The organism is Flavobacterium flevense (assembly GCF_900142775.1).
Taxonomy (GTDB): Bacteria; Bacteroidota; Bacteroidia; order Flavobacteriales; family Flavobacteriaceae; genus Flavobacterium; species Flavobacterium flevense.
The window spans coordinates 308,167-328,149 of the sequence record NZ_FRCC01000002.1 but is presented as its reverse complement, the minus strand read 5'-3'; the positions used below and the strand labels follow the sequence as shown (position 1 = coordinate 328,149).

The window sequence follows — 19,983 nt, the reverse complement described above, 5'->3', positions numbered from 1 at the left end:
ATGAAACCATTAGAAGATTATTTAATAATAGATTTCAGCCAGTTTCTTTCGGGACCTTCGGCAAGTTTACGCCTGGCCGATATGGGTGCCCGTGTCATTAAAATTGAAAAACCCGGAACAGGTGATATTTGCAGAACTTTATATACTTCGGATTTGATTATGAACGGAGAATCTTCCGTTTTTCATACGATAAATCGAAATAAAGAATCCTTTGCGATTGATTTCAAACAACCGAAGGAATTAGCAAAACTGAAGCAACTTTTGGCGAAAGCCGATGTAGTGATGCATAATTTCAGACCCGGAGTTATGGAACGCATTGGATTAAGATATGAAGATGTACAAAAGATAAATCCTAATGTGGTATATGCCTCGATAAGTGGCTACGGCTCAAAAGGTGCTTATAAAGATTTACCGGGACAGGACTTGCTGTTGCAATCCTTAACGGCTTTGACCTGGCTAACCGGAAATGAAGGCGATGGCCCGGTTCCTATGGGATTGTCTATTGTGGATATGCTGGCCGGAGCCCATTTGGCTCAGGGAATTTTAGCTGCTTTGTATCGAAAAGTGACTCAAAATACAGGCGCTCTGGTAGAAGTAAGTATGCTGGAATCGGCATTTGATTTTCAGTTTGAAACCATCACGACTTTCTTTAATGATGGTGGTGAACTGCCTGTTCGAACAAAAACCAATAATGCCAATGCGTATCTGGGCGCGCCTTACGGAATTTACCAGACTAAAAATGGCTACATGAGTCTGGCCATGGGATCGATTCCTGTCCTGGCAGAATTGTTGTCTTGTGAAGATTTAAAGCAATTCCCGGAAAATAAATTTACTTTACGAGACGATATTAAATCTATTTTAGCAGCGCATTTGCGCACTCAGGATTCTGAATATTGGTTAAATATTTTAGAACCGGCTGATATTTGGTGTGCCAATGTGTTGAATTACGAGCAGCTTTTTGCTCAGGAAGGATTCAAAGTTTTAGACTTTGTGCAGCAGGTAGAAATGCTTGATGGCTACAAGTATAAAACCACCCGATGCCCAATTAGAATTGATGGGGAATTGTTTACATCAGGCAAAGGTTCTCCAAAATTAGGTCAGGACAATGAAACAATTATAAACGAATTTAATCTTTGCTAAATGGAAAATCCAGTCTTTAGAATAGCAGTTCGAAAATTTGGGCCTTTTGAAACGGCCATGCAGCAACTTTGGGATGCGTTTTGTTTAAAATACGATATCAGTATTGGGGTCGAAATGGTGCCAATGGAATTGCATGATTTGTATGAACAAACCATCAGTGATGGCGGCTTAAAAAAAGGAAATTGGGATATTGCTCACATGAATACCGACTGGATTTTTGATGCTGCCAAGGCTAATGCTGTTGAGGATTTAACACCCTTTATTGCTAAAAAAGCACCTCAGGATTTTCCCGAAGGCTGGCATAATTCTTTGTTGCATTTGCAGGAAATTGAAGGAGGAATTTATGGATTGCCTTTTCACGATGGTCCCGAATGCTTGATTTACAGAAAAGATTTATTCGAAAATCAGACAGAAAAAGAGAATTTTAAAAAACAGTTTGGTTACGAATTAGCTCCGCCTAAAACCTGGACAGAATTTGAGCAAATCGCTACTTTTTTTAATCGTCCTAACGAAAAATTATACGGCTGTGTTTTTGCCAATTATCCTGATGGACACAATATGGTTTTTGATTTTTGCCTGCATTTATGGACCCGTGGCGGTTCTTTATTAAATGCCGAAAATAATATGAATATCAACACACAAGCTGCAATTGACACCTTAGATTATTACCGTTATATTGTTAAAAACACTGCTGCTGTTCACCCTGGCTCTGCCGATTTTGGTTCGGTTGAAGCCGGTATGGCTTTTGCCAATGGAGAAGCTGCTATGACAATCAACTGGTTTGGTTTTGCTTCCATGTGTGAAGTTATTGCCGAATCCAGAGTTAAAGGAAAAGTAGATGTCACTACCTTACCGTTTGCGGTAGGCGGAAAAACTGCTTCGTTGAATGTCTACTGGTTGTACACCATAGGAACCGGAAGTACAAACAAAAAATTAGCGTATGATTTTTTACGATTTGCCACTACTGCCGAAAGTGATAAATTATTAACAAATGAAGGCGGAATAGGCTGTAGAAAATCAACATGGAAAGATGCTGAGATTAACGAAACCATTCCGTATTACCACAAACTGGAAAGTTTGCATGAAAATGCACTGACTTTGCCACAAATCGCAGTTTGGCCAGACATTGCCATATTGATAGACCAAATGGTTTTGACCGCTTTAAAAACAGACATTCCATCGGCAGATTTATTAAAAAATACACAAATTGAAATTGAAAAAATATTATAATGACAACTATTCCCTATAAACCCGAATTACCTAAAACAAAGCAACCTATAGTAATTATTGGCGCAAGCGGAATTGTAAAAGATGCCCATTTACCTGCTTATAAAATGGCAGGATTTGAAGTTTTCGGGATTACAAACAGGACTTTTGCCAAAGCCCAGGCAATGGCGAATGAATTTGGCATTCCACACGCTTTTGAAACCGTTGCAGATGCGGTTAGACATGCTCCAGCCAATGCGGTGTATGATATCACGGTTTTACCGGAACAATATATTGAGATATTAGAACAATTACCTGATGGCGCTGCAGTTTTGATTCAGAAACCGATGGGAAATGATCTGGCTGAAGCCAAAGGAATTCTGGAAGTTTGCAAAAGAAAAAAATTAGTAGGTGCTATTAATTTCCAGTTGCGTTTTGCGCCATTTGTGGCAGCAGCCCGTCATTTGATTAACGAAGGAATCATTGGCGAATTGTATGATATGGAATTCAAAGTAACTGTAAATACACCCTGGGAGTTGTTCCCTTTAATCAAAGTACATCCGCGATTAGAGATTTTATTCCACAGTGTGCATTATATAGATTGTATTCGTTCGTTTGTGGGTGATCCCAAATCGGTTTTAGCTAAAACCTGGAGACATCCGTTGAAGGATTTATCGTCTTCGCGTTCGACTATTATTCTGGATTACGGCGATACCATGCGTGCGGTGATTAATACGAATCACGATCACCATTTTGGTCCGGAACATGAGGAAAGTTACATTAAATGGGAAGGAACTAAAGGAGCCATCAAAGCTAAAATGGGCTTGTTGATGAACTATCCGGCGGGTCTGGAAGATGTTTTTGAATATTCGGTGCAAAATGAATCCGGCAAATACGAATGGAAAAAAGTACAGCTGGAAGGTTCGTGGTTTCCGGAAGCTTTTGTGGGAACGATGGCTAACCTGATGCGTTACAAAGAAGGTTCGGATACGGTATTACATGCCAGTGTTGAAAACGTTCTTGGAACGATGAAAGTGGTGGAAGCCTGTTATATGAGCAACAAGAATGGAGGAATTCCACAAAACGATTTATAAAAACGAGTCGCTGCGTTAACGATTGAAGCGGCATCCTTTTTATTTTGTCATCCTGAGCTTGTCGAAGGACAAAATAAAAAGATACAGCGGAAAGCGTGTTAAAACGCCCAAAAAAATATTATAAATAGAGTCCCTAGTCCTTAGCAATTAGTCCTTAGTATTTTGGCTAATCACTAAGGACTAAGGACTAAAAACTAAAAAATATGTATTTCAAATCAACTTTTTTTGAAGAGTACCAATTAAATGAAAAGCGTGTGACGCTGGGAAGAACCATTACAGAAACGGATTTTGTAGTGCATGCAGGACATACAGGCGATTTTTTTCCGCATCACATGGATGAGGAATGGTGCAAAACACAGCCTTTTGGTCAACGTATTGCTCACGGGACAATGGTATTTGCAATTGGAATTGGACTAACAGCATCAGAGATTAATCCGGAAGCTTTTTCTAAGGGTTATGACCGAATGCGTTTTGTAAAACCGGTGCATATTGGGGACACGATTCATTCGGAAATTACGATTTCTGAAAAAGGAGAAGCCAAAAGACCGGAGATGGGGACGGTGACGGAACATGTAGAAATTATCAACCAAAGAGGTGAAGTAGTGATGGTTTGCGACCATTTGTTACTGGTAAAGAGGAAAAATTAACCAACCAATAAATCAATTATGCAAGTAACAAACCAAATGGGTGACCAGCACAACGCGCCAACAGGAAAGGGAAAAGGTCCTAATTATGTGTTGCCTTTTATATTAATCACGTCGCTGTTTTTCCTTTGGGGAATGGCTCACGGTCTAGACGGAATTTTAATTCCGCACCTTAAAAAAGCCTGTCAGCTTAATAATAGACAATCTACATTGATTGATACTGCTATTTATTTGGCTTATTTTTTAATGGCAATTCCGGCGGGAATGATTATAAAAAAAATAGGATATAAAAATAGTATCATTACAGGTTTATTAGTTTTTGCTACAGGAGCATTTCTTTTTGTACCATCAGCAAATACTAGGTCTTATGATATGTTTTTAATAGCTTTATTTATCATTGGTTGCGGATTAACTATTTTAGAAACCAGTGCGAACCCTTATGCCGCCATTTTAGGACCACCGGAGTCTTCTTCTTTTCGATTGAATTTGGCCGCTTCTTTTAATGGATTAGCGGTATCAGTAGCCGGATTTTTGGGAGGTTTTTTTATTCTTTCAGGGATTAATCATACTCCAGAACAAATGGCAGCGATGCCGGAAGCAGAAAGATTATCTTATTTAGCCAGTGAAGCGGCAGCAGTAAAAATGCCTTATATTGTTTTAGGAACCGTTTTGGTTTTAGTAGCTATTTTGTTTTATTTCATGCACTTACCATCTATGAAATCAGAGCATACAGAAGTAGAGGTAAAGCCCGGATTTTTCTCGGTTTTAAAACACCGTCATTTGAGTTGGGCTGTAGTTGCTCAGTTTTTCTATGTAGGAGCTCAGGTTTGTGTAACGAGTTTCTTTATTAGAATTGCTCAAAAAGAAGCTGGATTAGATGAAAAAATGGCTGCTTATTATTATGGTATTTATGGATTGTTGTTTATGATAGGGAGATTTACAGGAACTTTCTTTTTGAAGTTTGTAAAAGATTATGTGTTGCTTTCCATTTATGCCGTTTTAAGTACAATTCTTTGTGCAGTGGCAATCTACGGAACAGGTGTTTACGTGATTTATGCTTTATGGGGTATTGGGTTTTTTATGTCCATTATGTTCCCAACAATCTTTGCTTTAGGCTTAGTAGGTTTGAAAAACAATACTGAAACAGGTTCTTCCTGGTTAGTAATGTCTATAATAGGTGGAGCTATTTTACCTTATGGAATGGGAACTTTGATCGATATGAATCATGATGATATTCAGTCAGGTTATTTGATTCCGTTAGTGTGCTTTTTGATTATTCTTTACTTTGGTGTTTTTGGACACAAGGTGAAAAAGTAGCTTAATTGCTTTTTTTATAAAATTTGGAAACCCCTCTTTTCTGATTATTGGAAAGAGGGGTTTTTTGTTTCCTCTCACCAGTCCTCTCCACACGAGCAACAGCGAACTGGCGGAGCAAAGGAGAGCGAGAAAATGGATATTGTTGGGTTGCCTCCAGCTTTAGCTGGAGGATTATAATTTAGATAGAATACAAGGCTTTAGCCAAAGCAAGTTGTTTCTTTTTTGGCTAAAGCCAATTTATCTTTGAACTTAGTTGACCTCCAGCTAAAGCAGGAGGCAATTGAAACCCTTTTTGACTGGAGTACAGTTTAAATTATTTTGATTTACAATTAGAAACTAACTACTTTTATAAACTTTATAAGTTTAACAATCACCAATCATAAAACCTAAGATGACACAATTTAGAGTTTTCCTCCTCAGTTTTTTTATTATAACACAAATTTCCCTTGCTCAGGTGCGAACAGTAAGAGAATTGGATAGCAACTGGAAGTTTCAAAAAGGAGATTTTGAGAATGCTTTTCAATCTAATTTTAATGATTCGAAATGGGAAAAAGTAACAGTTCCGCACGATTGGGCAATCTATGGTCCTTTTGATAAAGAAATAGACAAACAGACAGTTGCTATTGTTCAGAATGGCGAAAAAGTAGCTTCCGAAAAAACAGGAAGAACAGGTGCTTTACCTCATGTTGGTTCCGCTTGGTACAGAAACAAGTTTTCGATTTCGGCTGCCGAGAAAGGAAAGAAAGTAATTCTGCTTTTTGAAGGAGCTATGAGCGAACCACAAATCTATTTAAACGGAAAAAAGGTGGGCGAATGGGCTTATGGCTACAGCTATTTTTATTTTGATGTAACTGATTTCATCAACGCAGGAGAGAATACGTTGGCTGTAAAGTTAACCAACAAAGACTTTGCTTCACGCTGGTATCCGGGTGCCGGTTTGTATCGAAAAGTTAGTTTGATTATAAAAAATAAGGAGAGTATTGACCAATGGGGAACTTCCATTACAACACCATTTATTAGTAAGGAAGCAGCTAAAGTAAATGTAAAAACAAAGGCTACTGGCCAAAATGGCTATTTGGTTACGACTGTTTTTGATGCCAATGGACAAAAATTAAGTTCAGACAAAGCGACTACAAAATTCGGAAATGAATTCGATCAAAACATCAAAGTTGACAATCCTAAGTTATGGAGTCCGGAAAATCCTTATTTGTATAAAGCCGTTTCGCAATGGTTTGTAGGAGACGAATTAAAAGATGAGGTTACGACTCGTTTTGGAATTCGAGATATAAAATACGAAGCCAATAAAGGATTTAGTTTAAATGGCGAGGTTCGAAAATTTAAAGGAGTTTGTTTGCATCATGATTTAGGTCCTTTGGGAACAGCAATCAATGTGGCTGCTTTGCGTCGTCAATTGACTATTTTAAAAGACATGGGTTGTAATGCTATTCGTAGTTCACATAACATGCCATCATTAGAACAATTAGAATTGTGTGATGAAATGGGTTTTATGTTCTTAGCTGAAAGTTTTGATGAATGGGCAAAGCCAAAAGTGAAAAATGGATACAACCGATTTTTTGAAGCTTATGCTGAGAAAGACATCGTTAATTTGGTTCATGCTACCAGAAATCATCCTTCTATTGTAATGTGGAGTTCTGGAAATGAAGTTCCGGATCAATGGGGAGAAGCGGGAGTAAAACGTGCCAAATGGCTACAGGAAATTTTCCACCGGGAAGATCCTACGCGACCGGTTACTGTTGGTATGGATCAGGTAAAAGCAACTATGGAATCTGGTTTTGGAGCCTTGTTAGATATTCCGGGATTGAATTATCGTGTGCATTTATACGAAGAAGCTTTTAAGAAATTCCCGCAAGGATTTATTTTAGGTTCTGAAACGGCATCTACCGTAAGTTCAAGAGGAATTTATAAATTTCCAGTAGTTCAGGAAAAAAACAAACAATATCCTGATTTTCAAAGTTCTTCTTATGATTTAGAAGCTTGCAGCTGGTCGAATGTACCTGATGAAGATTTTGTTTTACAAGATGATAAACCTTGGGTTATAGGCGAATTTGTCTGGACTGGTTTTGATTATTTGGGCGAACCTACGCCTTATGATGAGAAATGGCCATCCCGTAGTTCTTATTTTGGCATCAGCGATTTAGCGGGTTTACCTAAAGATCGATTCTATTTGTACAGAAGCCGTTGGAACACTGAAAAAGAAACTTTGCATATTTTACCACATTGGAATTGGGAAGGACGCGAAGGTCAGCAAACACCGGTATTTGTTTATACCAATTATGATAGCGCAGAGCTTTTTGTAAATGGTAAAAGTATGGGAATTCAAAAAAAGAGCAATGCAACGCCGCAAAACAGATACCGTTTGATGTGGATGGATGTGAAATACGAACCAGGAACTGTAAAAGTAGTTGCTTTTGATAAAAATGGAAAAGCGGTTGCCGAAGAGGAAATTCATACCGCTGGAAAAGGATACCAAATTGTGCTTGATGCCGATAGAAAAACCATAAAAGCCGATGGAAAAGATTTGTCTTATGTTACTGTTTCGGTAGTGGATAAAAATGGAGTTCCATGTCCTACACTTACCAACCAATTGCAATTTAAAGTAAAAGGAAAAGGAAAGTATAAAGCAGCTTGTAATGGCGATGCAACTTCGTTAGAACTATTTCATTTACCAACAATGAAACTGTTTAGTGGAAAATTAGTGGTATTGGTTCAGTCTGAAAAAGAAGCCGGAACTATGGAATTAACCGTTACCGGAAAAGGTTTAAAAACAGCAACTTTAATTATTAGCGCTACTAATTAAGAATTGCTAATAACAAAAAAAGCCCTCTTTTCAGAAATGGAAAGAGGGCTTTTTTTGTTGTTAGAAGTGCTATTTACTTTCGATTATAAGTTTTAACAATAAAGTATCGAAAAGAGTGGTATGCTTATTGGTCATAAATCAATTAATTTTAAATATATTTGTAGGATAATCGATTACATTCGTCATTAAATTCAAAAAATAACACCTAAAAAAATAAGAATGAGAAAAAAATCAAGAAATTTACTTTTTGCTGCTTTTGTTATTATGCTTTCGGGCTTTTCACAAAACAGCGTAGCACAAAATGCAAATTACGAAGGAATTGAATTTAAAATGGCAATAGTCAAAGAACCGGTTATACCCAATAATTCCGTAAATATCAAAGATTTTGGTGCTGTAAGTGGTGGCGATGTTTTAAATTCAGAAGCTTTTGCTAAAGCTATTGATGCTGTTTCTAAAAAAGGCGGTGGAAAAGTAATTATTCCTCCGGGAATCTGGTTAACAGGACCTATTATTTTAAAAAGTAATCTGGAATTGCATGCACAAGCAGGAGCATTAATTAAATTTTCACCGGATAAAAGTTTGTATCCATTAGTAGAAACCAGTTTTGAAGGATTAAATACCTGGCGTTGTATTTCGCCTCTTTATGGTAAAAACCTGGAAAATGTGGCTTTCACCGGAAAAGGAGTCTGGGATGGTTCAGGCGAAGTGTGGAGACAGGTTAAAAAAAGCAAGATGACAGAAAGTCAATGGAAAAAAGTTATTGCATCAGGTGGTGTGCTTAATGCATCTAAAACCAGCTGGTATCCATCGGAAGTTTTTATGAATGCTTCTGAAGGTGCAGATCAAAATGTACGTTTGGACTTGAAAACCAAAGAAGATTTCGAAAAAATTCATGATTTTCTTCGTCCGGTATTGGTAAGTATTCAAAACAGTAAAAGAGTATTGTTTGACGGACCGGTGTTCCAAAATTCTCCGGCATGGAACATTCACCCGTTAATGATTGAAGATTTAATTGTTCGAAATGTATCGGTTCGTAATCCTTGGTTTTCTCAAAACGGAGACGGTCTTGATGTAGAATCCTGTAAAAATGTATTGGTAGAAAACTCCAGTTTTGATGTGGGTGACGATGCTATTTGTATCAAATCAGGAAAAGACAAAGACGGACGCGACAGAGGAATTCCATGTGAAAATCTGATTATTAGAAACAATATTGTGTACCATGGACACGGTGGTGTGACGGTAGGCAGCGAAATGTCCGGTGGTGTAAAAAACATGCATGTTTCTAACTGTACTTTCATGGGAACCGATGTGGGATTGCGTTTTAAAAGTAATCGTGGTCGCGGAGGAGTTGTTGAAAACATCTTTATTTCGGATATTTTCATGACCAATATTCCTTCTCAGGCTATTTCTTTCAATTTGTATTATGGCGGAAAATCAATTGCCGAAACGCTGGAAGAAGGCGGAACTCCAGTAGAGAATAAAATGATTCCTGTTGATGAAAAAACGCCACAGTTTAAGAATATTTCGATGAAAAACATCACTATTGCAGGAGCTAATCAAGCCGTTTTTTTACAAGGTTTGCCTGAAATGAATCTGGAAAATATTGAAATTACTAACTTGAAAGTAAAGGCAGACAAAGGGTTTACTATTATTGATGCCAAAGGAATTAAAATTACAAATGCAGCTATAGATTTAAAAGACACCGCCGTATTTGATATCTATAATGCTAAAAATTTGTCGCTTAAAAATGTGGAATTCAATTCGACTTCTCCAAAAGCGGTTACTATCAATGGAGCAGCTTCTGAGAATATCGATTTAACAACTTCTGATTTGTCTAAGAAAACGTTTATCGGAGCAAAAGTTCCTAAAAAAGCAGTAAAATTTTAAACATAAATTTAAAATATCCGAAATCTCCAAAGTCAGCTGATTCTGGAGATTTTTTTATCCCTGATTTCATTTAGAAAAAGTCACATTACTATTCATTCTTAAACCTTGAAAAATGAAAATAACTTCGGTATTTACACCTTTGCTTTTTATGGTTTTTTCATTTGTTTCGAAAGCTCAAAATACAGATGCTTTATCGAATCAAAATACCGAATGGCTGGTTGCGTCATTGCTTCAAAACAAAACTGAGGAAACCACAATTTTAGGAAACCCAACAATTGTTCCATCTCTTTATGGTGATGCAGTTGCTTTTAATGGAATTGACGATGCCTTGTTTTTAAAAGAAATGCCATTAAAAGGTTTAGACTCTTTTACTGTCGAAATGATTTTTAAACCCGAAAGCAATGGCGTTTTTGAACAACGCATTTTGCAAATAGGCGAAATTACAGGCGACCGAATGTTGTTAGAAATTCGTGTATTGGATAACAATTGGTATTTTGATGGTTTTGTGGCTTCCAAAGGAGTGAAATTGGCTTTGGCAACCGAAGAATTATTGCATCCTTTAGGAAAATGGTATCATGTGGCTTTTGTGGTTACCCCCAATAGTCTGACCACTTATGTCAATGGAAAACAGGAATTGCATAAAGAATATGTGTTTAATCCTATTGAACAAGGACAAACTTCAATCGGGGTGCGAATGAATAAAGTCACCTGGTTTAAAGGAGCTATTTATAAAATACAAATTTCGCCCGAAGTGCTTAAACCAAATCAGTTTTTAAAACTCTAAGTTATAACCAACCTTTAAAATGCTAGCAACTATGACCACTAAAAAAAGAAATTATTTGGTATTTCTGATTGTATTTGTGTTATCGAATAGTATTATAAATGCCCAAACCAAAAAAGATGCTGATGTTATTACTACAAAACCATTTGGCGACAGCGAAAGACATTGGTACGGAATTAAAGATCCCACTAATTTAGTCGATCCGGTTCCTAATCAGCCTAAATATCCCGAATCCGATTACACTAAAATTGCCGATAATATGATTCTTTTTCAGCGTGCCAATGGCGGCTGGCCTAAGAATTATGATATGAAAGCGATTCTGACACCGGAACAAGTGGAGAAAGTAGCCTCAACAAAGGCTGTTTTACATACTACATTCGACAATGAAACCTCTTATACTCATGTGTATTATTTGGCTCAGGTTTATACCGCGACTAAAATTGAAAAATACAAAGCAGCCTGTCAAAAAGGAATTCAGTTTATCCTTGATGCGCAATATGCTAATGGTGGCTGGCCACAATATTTCCCATTGGAAAAAAATTACATCCGTCATATTACTTTCAACGATGGAGCGTACATGGGAATTATGAATTTATTAGACAAAATAGTCCATAACAATCCTAATTTTTCTTTCTTAGATGAAGCGTTAAAGTCGAAAGTGCTACAGTCATACAATAAAGGACTGGATTGCATTTTAAACATGCAAATTAAGGATAATGGACGACTCACCGCCTGGTGTCAACAACATGATGAGGTAACTTTAGCTCCTGCATGGGCTCGAAAATTTGAACCGCCAAGTATTTGCAATGCCGAAAGTGTGGATGTTGTTTTGTTTTTGATGAAAATCAAAAATCCAGACGAAAGAATTATTCAATCGATCCAAAGTGCGGTAAAGTGGTTTGAAGATTCGAAAATTTATAATACCAGAATAGAATCTTTTGAAATAGATGCATTCGAGTCTAAATATAAAACCGTAAAAAGAGATGTCAGGGCTGTAGCCGATCCTGCTGCGGCACCTATCTGGACGCGTTATTATGAGTTGGGTACGAATAAATCTTTGTTTTCAGACAGAAACAGTGAGTTGTTGTATTCCCTGGCTGAGGTGAGTGTGGAACGTCGCAATGGCTATGCCTGGTACACTTCCAGCCCTCAAAAAGTATTGGACAAATATCCGGATTGGCAACAGAAATATGCACCGGATAATAATGTGTTAAAGAAATAAAGAATTTAATTTTTCGAAAAAAAAGACAGTGAGAGCTGTCTTTTTTTATGCTTTTTAGTTAGCTATTCTTTCGTTTTTTGTTTGATAGGAACGCTTGTAAAATAGCTCGCTCCTATGGAGCTAAAAAAGTCAGAACATTTATTTCTACAAACATTTCACTCCTAGCGGAGTTTTTATAAGTCCCAGCGGGACTTTCTGTTTGTAGAAATAGTAGTATTCATAAAGTAAGCTCCATAGGAGCGATCTGTTTTAAGTTTTTAATTAATCAATTGGTTTTAAACAAATAGTGTATAATTTACACTTTATTATTATGAAACTAATAAATATTTGGTATTTTTGGTTTTCTAACCTAATCATAAACTAAAAATGACCTTTTCAATTTTTAAATCTCCTCGATTTATTTCTCTTAAATCAATGTATTATTTTTTGCTTGTTAGTTTTTTTGTAACCAATATGCAAGCACAAACTGTTGTAACAAGCCCCGACGGAAAACTTACTGTAAACCTGGCTGTAGATAATGGAACACCTACTTATAGTGTTTCTTACAACGGAAAATTGTTTTTAGAACCTTCACCTATTGGATTAAAAACCAATATTGGAGATTTTAGTACAGGCTTAGCATTAAAAGATAAGCAAATTGAAAACAAAATTGATGAAACGTATGAATTGCCCAACATCAAGCAAAGCAAGGTTCGTTATATAGCTAATGAAACCGTGTTTTCATTCACAAAAAATAAAGAATCCGTTATTGATATTATTTTTAGAGTGAGTAATAATGATGTGGCTTTTAAGTATAAAGTATATCCGCAAAAATCAACGGTTGCAGCAGTGGTTCAGGAAGAAGCCTCTGGGTTTTTATTCCCGGCCGGAACTACTTCGTTTCTTTCGGCACAAAGTCAAGCGATGGTAGGATGGGAGCGAACGATGCCTAGTTATGAAATTCCGTATGTTGTTGATGCACCCGTAGGCGACAATGGAAAAGGAGAGGGCTATACTTTTCCTTGTCTTTTTAAACTTAAAAATAATGGCTGGGTTTTAATTTCCGAAACCGGTGTGGACAGCTACTATTGTGCCAGTAGATTAATTGGTCACGAGAAAGGTTTGTACACTATTGGTTTTCCTATGCAGGGTGAAAACAATGGCGTTGGTTCATCAACTCCCGGAATTAGACTTCCTGGCGAAACACCTTGGCGAACGATTACTGTTGGCGAAACTTTAGAGCCTATTGTAACTACAACAGTTCCTTTTGATTTGGTAAAGCCTCGTTACGAAGCTTCCCAGAAATACCAATACACTAAGGGAACCTGGAGCTGGATTATTGGTATGGAGAAAAGCATGAATTATGAGGAGCAACTAAGATATATCGATTTTAGTGCTGATTTAGGCTATCAAACCCTTCTGGTTGATGCGCTTTGGGATACTCAGGTAGGGCGTGATAAGGTAGAGGCTTTAGCAAAATATGGTGCCAGTAAAGGTGTTGGTTTGTATTTATGGTACAATTCTAATGGCTATTGGAATGATGCTCCTCAAACGCCAAGAGGAAAAATGGATAATAGTATTGTTCGACGTAAAGAAATGGCGTGGATGAAAAGTATTGGTATCAAAGGTATCAAAGTAGACTTTTTTGGTGGTGACAAACAAGAAACCATGAAGTTATATGAAGATATTTTATTCGATGCTAATGATTACGGAATTATGGTGATTTTTCACGGAACGACTTTGCCGCGTGGATGGGAAAGAATGTATCCTAACTATGCTTCCAGTGAAGCCGTTCTGGCAAGTGAAAATCTTTTCTTTACTCAGGAAAGCAACAATTTAGAAGCTTTTAGTGCTACACTGCATACTTTTATTCGAAATACTGTGGGAAGCATGGATTTTGGCGGAAGCGCTTTGAACAAGTTTTACAATGATAAAAACACACCAAATAAAGGTTCTAAAAGACTGACATCGGATGTTTATGCTTTGGCGACAGCCGTATTATTTCAAAGTGGGGTGCAGCATTTTGCATTGGCACCAAACAATTTAACCGATGCGCCAAAATGGGCAATCGATTTTATGAAAACAGTGCCAACAACATGGGATGAGGTAAAATTTATTGATGGTTATCCTGGAAAGTACGCCATATTAGCGCGTCGTCAAGGGAATAAATGGTATGTAGCGGGAATAAATGCTCAGAAAGAAACTCTTAAAATCAAAGTAAAATTACCGATGATTGCCGGAGGTTCTTCATTGAAGCAATACGCTGATGATGCACAATTAAACGGAAGCGTAAATACCATAAAACTAAAAAAGAATCAGGAAATAGAAGTGAGTATTCCTTGTAACGGAGCGGTGCTTTTAGTGAATTAATGGTTTATTAAAGAACTTTATTACAAGTATTTTTAGAACTACTGTCTTTTTTGATACAATAGCTCATATTGCAAATTGTGTAGAAGCTCAGGATTATGAAATATTTGTTCTTATCGTTTATTTTTAATTATGTTTGTTTAAATCTTGTTGCATTTAAAAACTAATTTCCGACTCCTAAAAATATGAACTCCAATTTGAAATCTTCAAATGAATCTGCTCTTTTGTTGGGTATTGCATCCGGTGATGAATTGTCTTATACAAAACTGGTGGAGAAATACTGGCAAAAGGTGTTACAGCATGCTCTTAGTTTTGTGAAATCATATCCGGTTGCAGAGGAATTAACACAAGATATTTTTATTCAGATTTGGGAAAAACGCAATAAATTATCTGAAGTAAACAGTTTTGAGAATTATCTTTTTATAGTAAGCCGCAATTTAATTATTAGTCATATCAGGAAAAAACTGACGGAAACAGATTCGCTGAAAGATCAAAAACTACAAGAGCTGTTTTTTAAACCTGATGAGCAATATGAATTTCAGGAATTGGTCAAAATTTTAAACGAAGGAGCCGCACTTTTACAAGAACCCAGACGTTCCATTTTTTTGTTAAGCCGAATGGAAGGAAAGGATACGGAATATATCAGTAAGGAATTAGGTTTAGCAACAAGAACAGTCCGCTGGCATTTATTGCAAGCTTTAAATTTTTTAAGAAACCATTTACATAACCATTATATTATCAGTTTTATAACCCTAATTTTATTAGGGTTATTTTTTTTTACATAAATTTTTTCATTTTTCATTGCCACTTTACAACTTAAACTACGTCTTTATAATTGAACGATATTGAATGTCGTTCCAAAACTTGTATTTATGAATCAAAACGAACTATTTAAAGAACTCATGGAGCAGTTTATTTCAGGAGAAATTACCCCTGAAGGGAAAACGATGCTACTTGAGATGTTAGATAATCCTCAGTATTCCGAAGAACTAAATAGCATCCTTCGGGACAATTTTGATTCTGTTGAGATTCCTTCCGTTAGTTCAGAAGTAACTGAAAAGTTTATCGAAGAACTAAAAGGTAAAATGAATGCTTCTTCAAAAACAGAAAAAACTGCTGTTATAAAATTATTTAATTGGAAAAAAATAGCAGTAGCTGCCAGTATTTTAATAGCTGTTGGTATTGGAACTTTTGTTGCTCTTCAAAAGGGAGATGAAGCTCCTGTAGTGGTAGTATCCAAACAAGTAAATGATAAAGCACCCGGGAAAACCGGAGCAATATTAACACTTGCGGATGGTTCTATAATAGTATTGGATAGTTTAGGAAATGGATTAGTAGCCAATCAAAACAATACCACTGTTTCTAAAAAAAATGGTGCATTAGTATATAAATCAGGCAATAATTCTGAGCTGGTATACAATACAATGACCACGCCCAGAGCCCGACAATATAATTTAGAATTATCAGACGGTACAAAAGTTTGGCTTAACGCTTCTTCGTCACTTACTTTTCCAACTTCTTTTGCTTCTAATGAAAGAAAAGTAATCCTAACAGGAGAAGCTTATTTTGAAGTAGCCAAAGATAAAAAGAGACCATTTAGGGTTTCCGTCAACGAGATGCAGGTAAATGTATTGGGAACTCACTTTAATATAAATGCTTATGATGATGAAGCTACTATAAATACTACTCTTTTAGAGGGAAGTGTGTTACTTAATGAGAAAAGTCAAAAAGTACTTTTAAAACCCGGGCAACAGGCTCAAAAACAAAAAAAGGGGACTATTGTTGTAAATAACAAGGTAAATATAGATGAAGTGATGGGGTGGAAAAACGGGGTATTTTACTTTGAAAATGCTGGTATTCAAACCGTTCTGCGTGAAATAAGTCGCTGGTATGATGTAGATGTTGTATTTGAAAAAGGGATACCTGTCAGAACTTTTGAGGGGGAAATACAAAGGAATTTAAAATTATCACAAGTGTTGAAAATTTTAGAAAAAAATAAAGTTCATTTTAAAATAGACGGAAATGTTTTAAGAGTACAACCATAAATTTGATTTAAACGGGGAAACCCTTTTATATAAAATATGTATTTGTGATCCATAAAAAAAGCCAGCAGATGATGGAAGCATTGCTGGCTTGTTCCTAAAAAATATAAGGAACTAAATTAATGGAAAACAAATAGATAAACCAAGCAAGGAGAATTTATTATTAACCAAAAATTATTACCAAAAGTATGAAATTATTACCAAAAACCAAGCCAAAAACCCCTTGGCAAACTACTAACACCTGGAAAGTTATGAAATTAACATCCATACTGGTTATTGCTTTAACTTTTCAAGTTTCAGCAGCAGTTTCCTCACAAACAATTACTTTCTCGGGAAGGAATGTTCCGTTTAAAAAAGTAATATCGGTCATAAAAAATCAAACTGATTATGTTTTTTTCTATGACATGGCTATCTTAAAAAATGTGAAGCCCGTTTCTATTGAAGTTGTAGATGTCCCAATTGAAAAAGTACTGGAACAAGCTTTTGCAGAAACAGCAGTTACCTGGATTATTGAAGGAAAAACGATTTCATTCATTCCTAAAGTGGAAAAGTTAAAACAATCAGCTAATTTGTCTCTACAACAAAATATAGTTAAAGGTAAAATTACTGATGAACAGGGAATGCCGTTACCCGGAGCTACTGTACTTGTGAAAAATTCTACCAAAACCACGACAACTGATATAGACGGGAATTATACCATTGCTGCTTCTGAAACAGATGTTTTATCATTTTCTTACATTGGATATGCTACAAAAGAAGTGGCTGTTTCAAATCAAAAGACTATAGATGTAAGCTTGAAAGAAGATGTATCTAATCTAAATGAAGTTGTGGTTGTGGGTTATGGTACTCAGAGAAAAGGTGATGTAACCAGTGCAGTAGCGAGTGTCAAGGCTGAAGATTTTAATCAAGGTCAGGTAAAAGATGCAGGTCAGCTTATACAAGGTAAAGTTGCCGGTCTTGCTATAACCAATAATAGTGGTGATCCTACAGCAGTAACCTCTATTAAACTTAGGGGTAATAATACACTTTCCGGGGCATACACAGATCCATTGGTACTTATAGATGGAATTCCCGGTGCTCTTAATACCGTTGCTCCAGAGGATATAGAAAGTATTGATGTACTTAAGGACGGATCAGCTGCTGCAATTTATGGAACACGCGGTACTAATGGTGTAATCTTAATTACTACTAAAAGAGCTAAAAGTGGAGAAATCGATGATGTTCAATATACAGGATATGTAAGCACCTCTACTATTGCAAATAAATTAGACATGCTTTCTAGTCAAAAATTTAGAGAACTGTATCCACAGTATGATAAGGGAAGTAATGTAGACTGGCTTGAAGAAATTAGTCGTACTCCAATTACTCATGTACACAACCTTTCTATGAGAGGAGGAAGTTATAAAACGAGCTATGCTGCTAATCTTAATTACAATAGTCAGCAAGGGATTATGCTGAAATCAGATAATAATACTTTTAGGGGACGTATTGAAATTAACCATCGCATGTTTGATGATAAGTTATTGGTGAAGTTTTCTGTTTTAGGAAGAGAAAATAAATTTACTTCTACATCAGATGCAGGTAGTTTTAACGGCGGAGCATACTGGCAGGCATTACGTAGAAATCCTACGGATCCTATTTATAATGCTGATGGAACCTATTATCAAAACAAAGATAAATTAGATTATCTCAACCCTATAGCTTTACTGAATGAGGCTGATGGAAATGTTAAAACATCTGAAATTAGATATAATAGTACATTGACATACAATCCCATCAAAGATTTAACTCTGAACGCCCTTTTTTCCTATGTAAAAGAAAACAGAGCAACAGGATATTCAGAAACTTTACAGCATTCCTCTGCAACTGTATACGGTTTTCCGGGATATTCTTCTATTTCAGGATTCAATCGTATGGAAAAACAAGCAGAACTTACGGCTAAATACGACAAAACGATTGATAAAAATAAATTTAGCTTATTAGGCGGTTATAGCTATATTGAATCGGATATTGAAAGGTCTAATATGTCTAACTACGGTTTTCAGGATGACTATTTTGGCGGATGGCATAACATAGGAGCGGGTTCAGCACTTCCATTAGGTCTTGCAACTATGGGAAGCTCTAAAAACCATGCTAATCTTATTAGTTTCTTTGGACGTATGACTTATGCATACGATGATAAATACCTTTTAATGGCAAGTTTACGTCATGAAGGAGCAAGTCAGCTTTATGGTACCAATAATGCATGGGGTACCTTTCCGGCAGTTTCTTTGGGATGGAAAATAACCAATGAAAATTTCATGAAAAATCAGACTTTGTTTGATGAGATAAAGCTTCGTGTGGGATATGGAGTTACAGGATCGCAACCTGCAAACTCATTTCTGGGAGTAGCATTACTACAATATGGTGATTTTGCTTTGGTAAACGGACAATGGGTAAGAACCATTACACCGGCTTCAAATCCTAATCCTGACTTAAGATGGGAAGAAAAGAAAGAAACTAACATAGGTGTTGATTTTTCTATGTTTGACGGACGCCTTTCAGGTTCTGTTGATGCTTACAATCGTAATGTAGATGGATTATTATATTCTTATAATGTTCCTACACCTCCTAATTTATATCCTACAATAGTGGCCAATGGTGGTACTATGCAAAATAAAGGTTTAGAAGTTTTAGTTTCAGGTGTACCTGTACAAACTACTGATTTTGAGTGGACAACTACAGGAACCTACTCTATTAACAGCAATAAACTTAAAAGTTTAGATGGTTCTTTTAAGACACAATTTGATTATTTCGATACTGGGAATGTAAATTTCGAAGGTATGACCACTTCATCTCACCGAGTACAGGTAGGTCAGCCAGTAGGTAATTTTTATGGCTTTAAAGTGGTAGATGTTGATGAAGAAGGTAAATGGGTGTATTTAAATGCCGCCGGAGAAAGGGTAAATTACGATGATTTTGCTCAAAGTCCTACAGACAGACGTGTAATAGGTAACGGACTTCCTAAATGGTATGCCAGCTGGATTAATAACATTCGATATAAAAATTTTGATTTAAATGTTAACGTGCGTGGAGCTTTTGGTTTTCAGGTAGTTAATGAAGCTCGTATGAACTATGAAGGGACTCAGAATGGTTATGCAGATAACCGCCTTTCTTCTGTAAATGATTTAGTTTTTGGAAAAGCATTATTAAACAATACAATAGCACCACAGTTTAATAGCTATTATGTTGAAGATGGTGATTATGTTAAAATTGACAACATTACACTTGGCTACTCATTCAAAGAAATTAAATCTTCTTATTTTAAATCAATAAGACTTTACAGTACAGTAATGAATGTATTAACAATTACAGGATATAAAGGTATTGATCCTGAAGTTAACACATCAGGTTTGAATCCGGGTGTAGACAGCAGGAGCAGATATCCTACTATAACCTCATTTACTTTTGGAGTGCAAGCTCAATTCTAATTTCAAAAAACATATA

At 36.3% G+C, this 19,983-nt stretch carries 13 protein-coding genes; all 13 read left to right on the top strand.

Annotated features, from left to right (window positions below; genetic code table 11):
• Nucleotides 1-1,140 carry a CaiB/BaiF CoA transferase family protein gene (locus tag BUB89_RS04570; protein ID WP_073242415.1) on the top strand — a complete coding sequence of 380 codons (1,140 nt, stop codon included), beginning with the start codon at nt 1-3 and terminating at the stop codon, nt 1,138-1,140.
• Nucleotides 1,141-2,370, top strand: coding sequence for an extracellular solute-binding protein (locus BUB89_RS04565; RefSeq protein ID WP_073242413.1), 1,230 nt, complete (start codon nt 1,141-1,143; stop codon nt 2,368-2,370).
• Nucleotides 2,370-3,440: a Gfo/Idh/MocA family protein gene (locus BUB89_RS04560; RefSeq protein WP_073242411.1), complete on the top strand. Its 1,071-nt coding sequence runs from the start codon at nt 2,370-2,372 to the stop codon at nt 3,438-3,440. The genes BUB89_RS04565 and BUB89_RS04560 overlap by 1 nt, the downstream gene beginning before the upstream one ends.
• 203 nt (nt 3,441-3,643) lie before the next feature.
• Nucleotides 3,644-4,087 carry a MaoC/PaaZ C-terminal domain-containing protein gene (locus tag BUB89_RS04555; protein ID WP_073242409.1) on the top strand — a complete coding sequence of 148 codons (444 nt, stop codon included), beginning with the start codon at nt 3,644-3,646 and terminating at the stop codon, nt 4,085-4,087.
• Nucleotides 4,088-4,105: 18 nt separating this feature from the next.
• Entirely contained in the window at nt 4,106-5,401 is a 1,296-nt protein-coding gene (fucP, locus tag BUB89_RS04550) for an L-fucose:H+ symporter permease (protein ID WP_083552485.1), read from the top strand.
• 391 nt (nt 5,402-5,792) lie between these two features.
• Entirely contained in the window at nt 5,793-8,219 is a 2,427-nt protein-coding gene (locus BUB89_RS04545; protein WP_073242406.1) for a DUF4982 domain-containing protein, read from the top strand.
• A gap of 219 nt (nt 8,220-8,438) precedes the next feature.
• A complete protein-coding gene (locus BUB89_RS04540) occupies nt 8,439-10,106 on the top strand; it encodes a glycoside hydrolase family 28 protein (protein WP_073242404.1) in 1,668 nt (555 codons plus the stop codon).
• Between the two features lie 112 nt (nt 10,107-10,218).
• Nucleotides 10,219-10,890 (top strand): LamG-like jellyroll fold domain-containing protein, encoded by a 672-nt coding sequence (locus tag BUB89_RS04535; RefSeq protein ID WP_073242401.1) that lies wholly within the window; start codon nt 10,219-10,221, stop codon nt 10,888-10,890.
• 31 nt (nt 10,891-10,921) lie between these two features.
• The gene (pelA, locus tag BUB89_RS04530) at nt 10,922-12,109 is read left to right on the top strand and encodes a pectate lyase (protein WP_073243000.1); all 1,188 of its coding nucleotides are present in this window, start codon (nt 10,922-10,924) and stop codon (nt 12,107-12,109) included.
• A gap of 453 nt (nt 12,110-12,562) precedes the next feature.
• A complete protein-coding gene (locus tag BUB89_RS04525) occupies nt 12,563-14,458 on the top strand; it encodes a glycoside hydrolase family 97 protein (RefSeq protein ID WP_234982518.1) in 1,896 nt (631 codons plus the stop codon).
• Nucleotides 14,459-14,640: 182 nt separating this feature from the next.
• Nucleotides 14,641-15,240, top strand: a complete 600-nt coding sequence (locus BUB89_RS04520; protein ID WP_073242397.1) for an RNA polymerase sigma factor — start codon at nt 14,641-14,643, stop codon at nt 15,238-15,240.
• A gap of 87 nt (nt 15,241-15,327) precedes the next feature.
• Nucleotides 15,328-16,500, top strand: a complete 1,173-nt coding sequence (locus BUB89_RS04515) for a FecR family protein (RefSeq protein ID WP_073242395.1) — start codon at nt 15,328-15,330, stop codon at nt 16,498-16,500.
• 185 nt (nt 16,501-16,685) lie between these two features.
• A complete protein-coding gene (locus BUB89_RS04510) occupies nt 16,686-19,967 on the top strand; it encodes a SusC/RagA family TonB-linked outer membrane protein (protein WP_234982517.1) in 3,282 nt (1,093 codons plus the stop codon).
• The last annotated feature ends 16 nt before the right edge of the window (nt 19,968-19,983 follow it).

What these genes read in the sequence shown, in the direction of transcription:
- BUB89_RS04570 (WP_073242415.1), top strand. Translation starts at nt 1, where the DNA reads ATGAAACCATTAGAAGATTATTTAATAATAGATTTCAGCCAGTTTCTT.
- BUB89_RS04565 (WP_073242413.1), top strand. Translation starts at nt 1,141, where the DNA reads ATGGAAAATCCAGTCTTTAGAATAGCAGTTCGAAAATTTGGGCCTTTT.
- BUB89_RS04560 (WP_073242411.1), top strand. Translation starts at nt 2,370, where the DNA reads ATGACAACTATTCCCTATAAACCCGAATTACCTAAAACAAAGCAACCT.
- BUB89_RS04555 (WP_073242409.1), top strand. Translation starts at nt 3,644, where the DNA reads ATGTATTTCAAATCAACTTTTTTTGAAGAGTACCAATTAAATGAAAAG.
- fucP (WP_083552485.1), top strand. Translation starts at nt 4,106, where the DNA reads ATGCAAGTAACAAACCAAATGGGTGACCAGCACAACGCGCCAACAGGA.
- BUB89_RS04545 (WP_073242406.1), top strand. Translation starts at nt 5,793, where the DNA reads ATGACACAATTTAGAGTTTTCCTCCTCAGTTTTTTTATTATAACACAA.
- BUB89_RS04540 (WP_073242404.1), top strand. Translation starts at nt 8,439, where the DNA reads ATGAGAAAAAAATCAAGAAATTTACTTTTTGCTGCTTTTGTTATTATG.
- BUB89_RS04535 (WP_073242401.1), top strand. Translation starts at nt 10,219, where the DNA reads ATGAAAATAACTTCGGTATTTACACCTTTGCTTTTTATGGTTTTTTCA.
- pelA (WP_073243000.1), top strand. Translation starts at nt 10,922, where the DNA reads ATGACCACTAAAAAAAGAAATTATTTGGTATTTCTGATTGTATTTGTG.
- BUB89_RS04525 (WP_234982518.1), top strand. Translation starts at nt 12,563, where the DNA reads ATGCAAGCACAAACTGTTGTAACAAGCCCCGACGGAAAACTTACTGTA.
- BUB89_RS04520 (WP_073242397.1), top strand. Translation starts at nt 14,641, where the DNA reads ATGAACTCCAATTTGAAATCTTCAAATGAATCTGCTCTTTTGTTGGGT.
- BUB89_RS04515 (WP_073242395.1), top strand. Translation starts at nt 15,328, where the DNA reads ATGAATCAAAACGAACTATTTAAAGAACTCATGGAGCAGTTTATTTCA.
- BUB89_RS04510 (WP_234982517.1), top strand. Translation starts at nt 16,686, where the DNA reads ATGAAATTATTACCAAAAACCAAGCCAAAAACCCCTTGGCAAACTACT.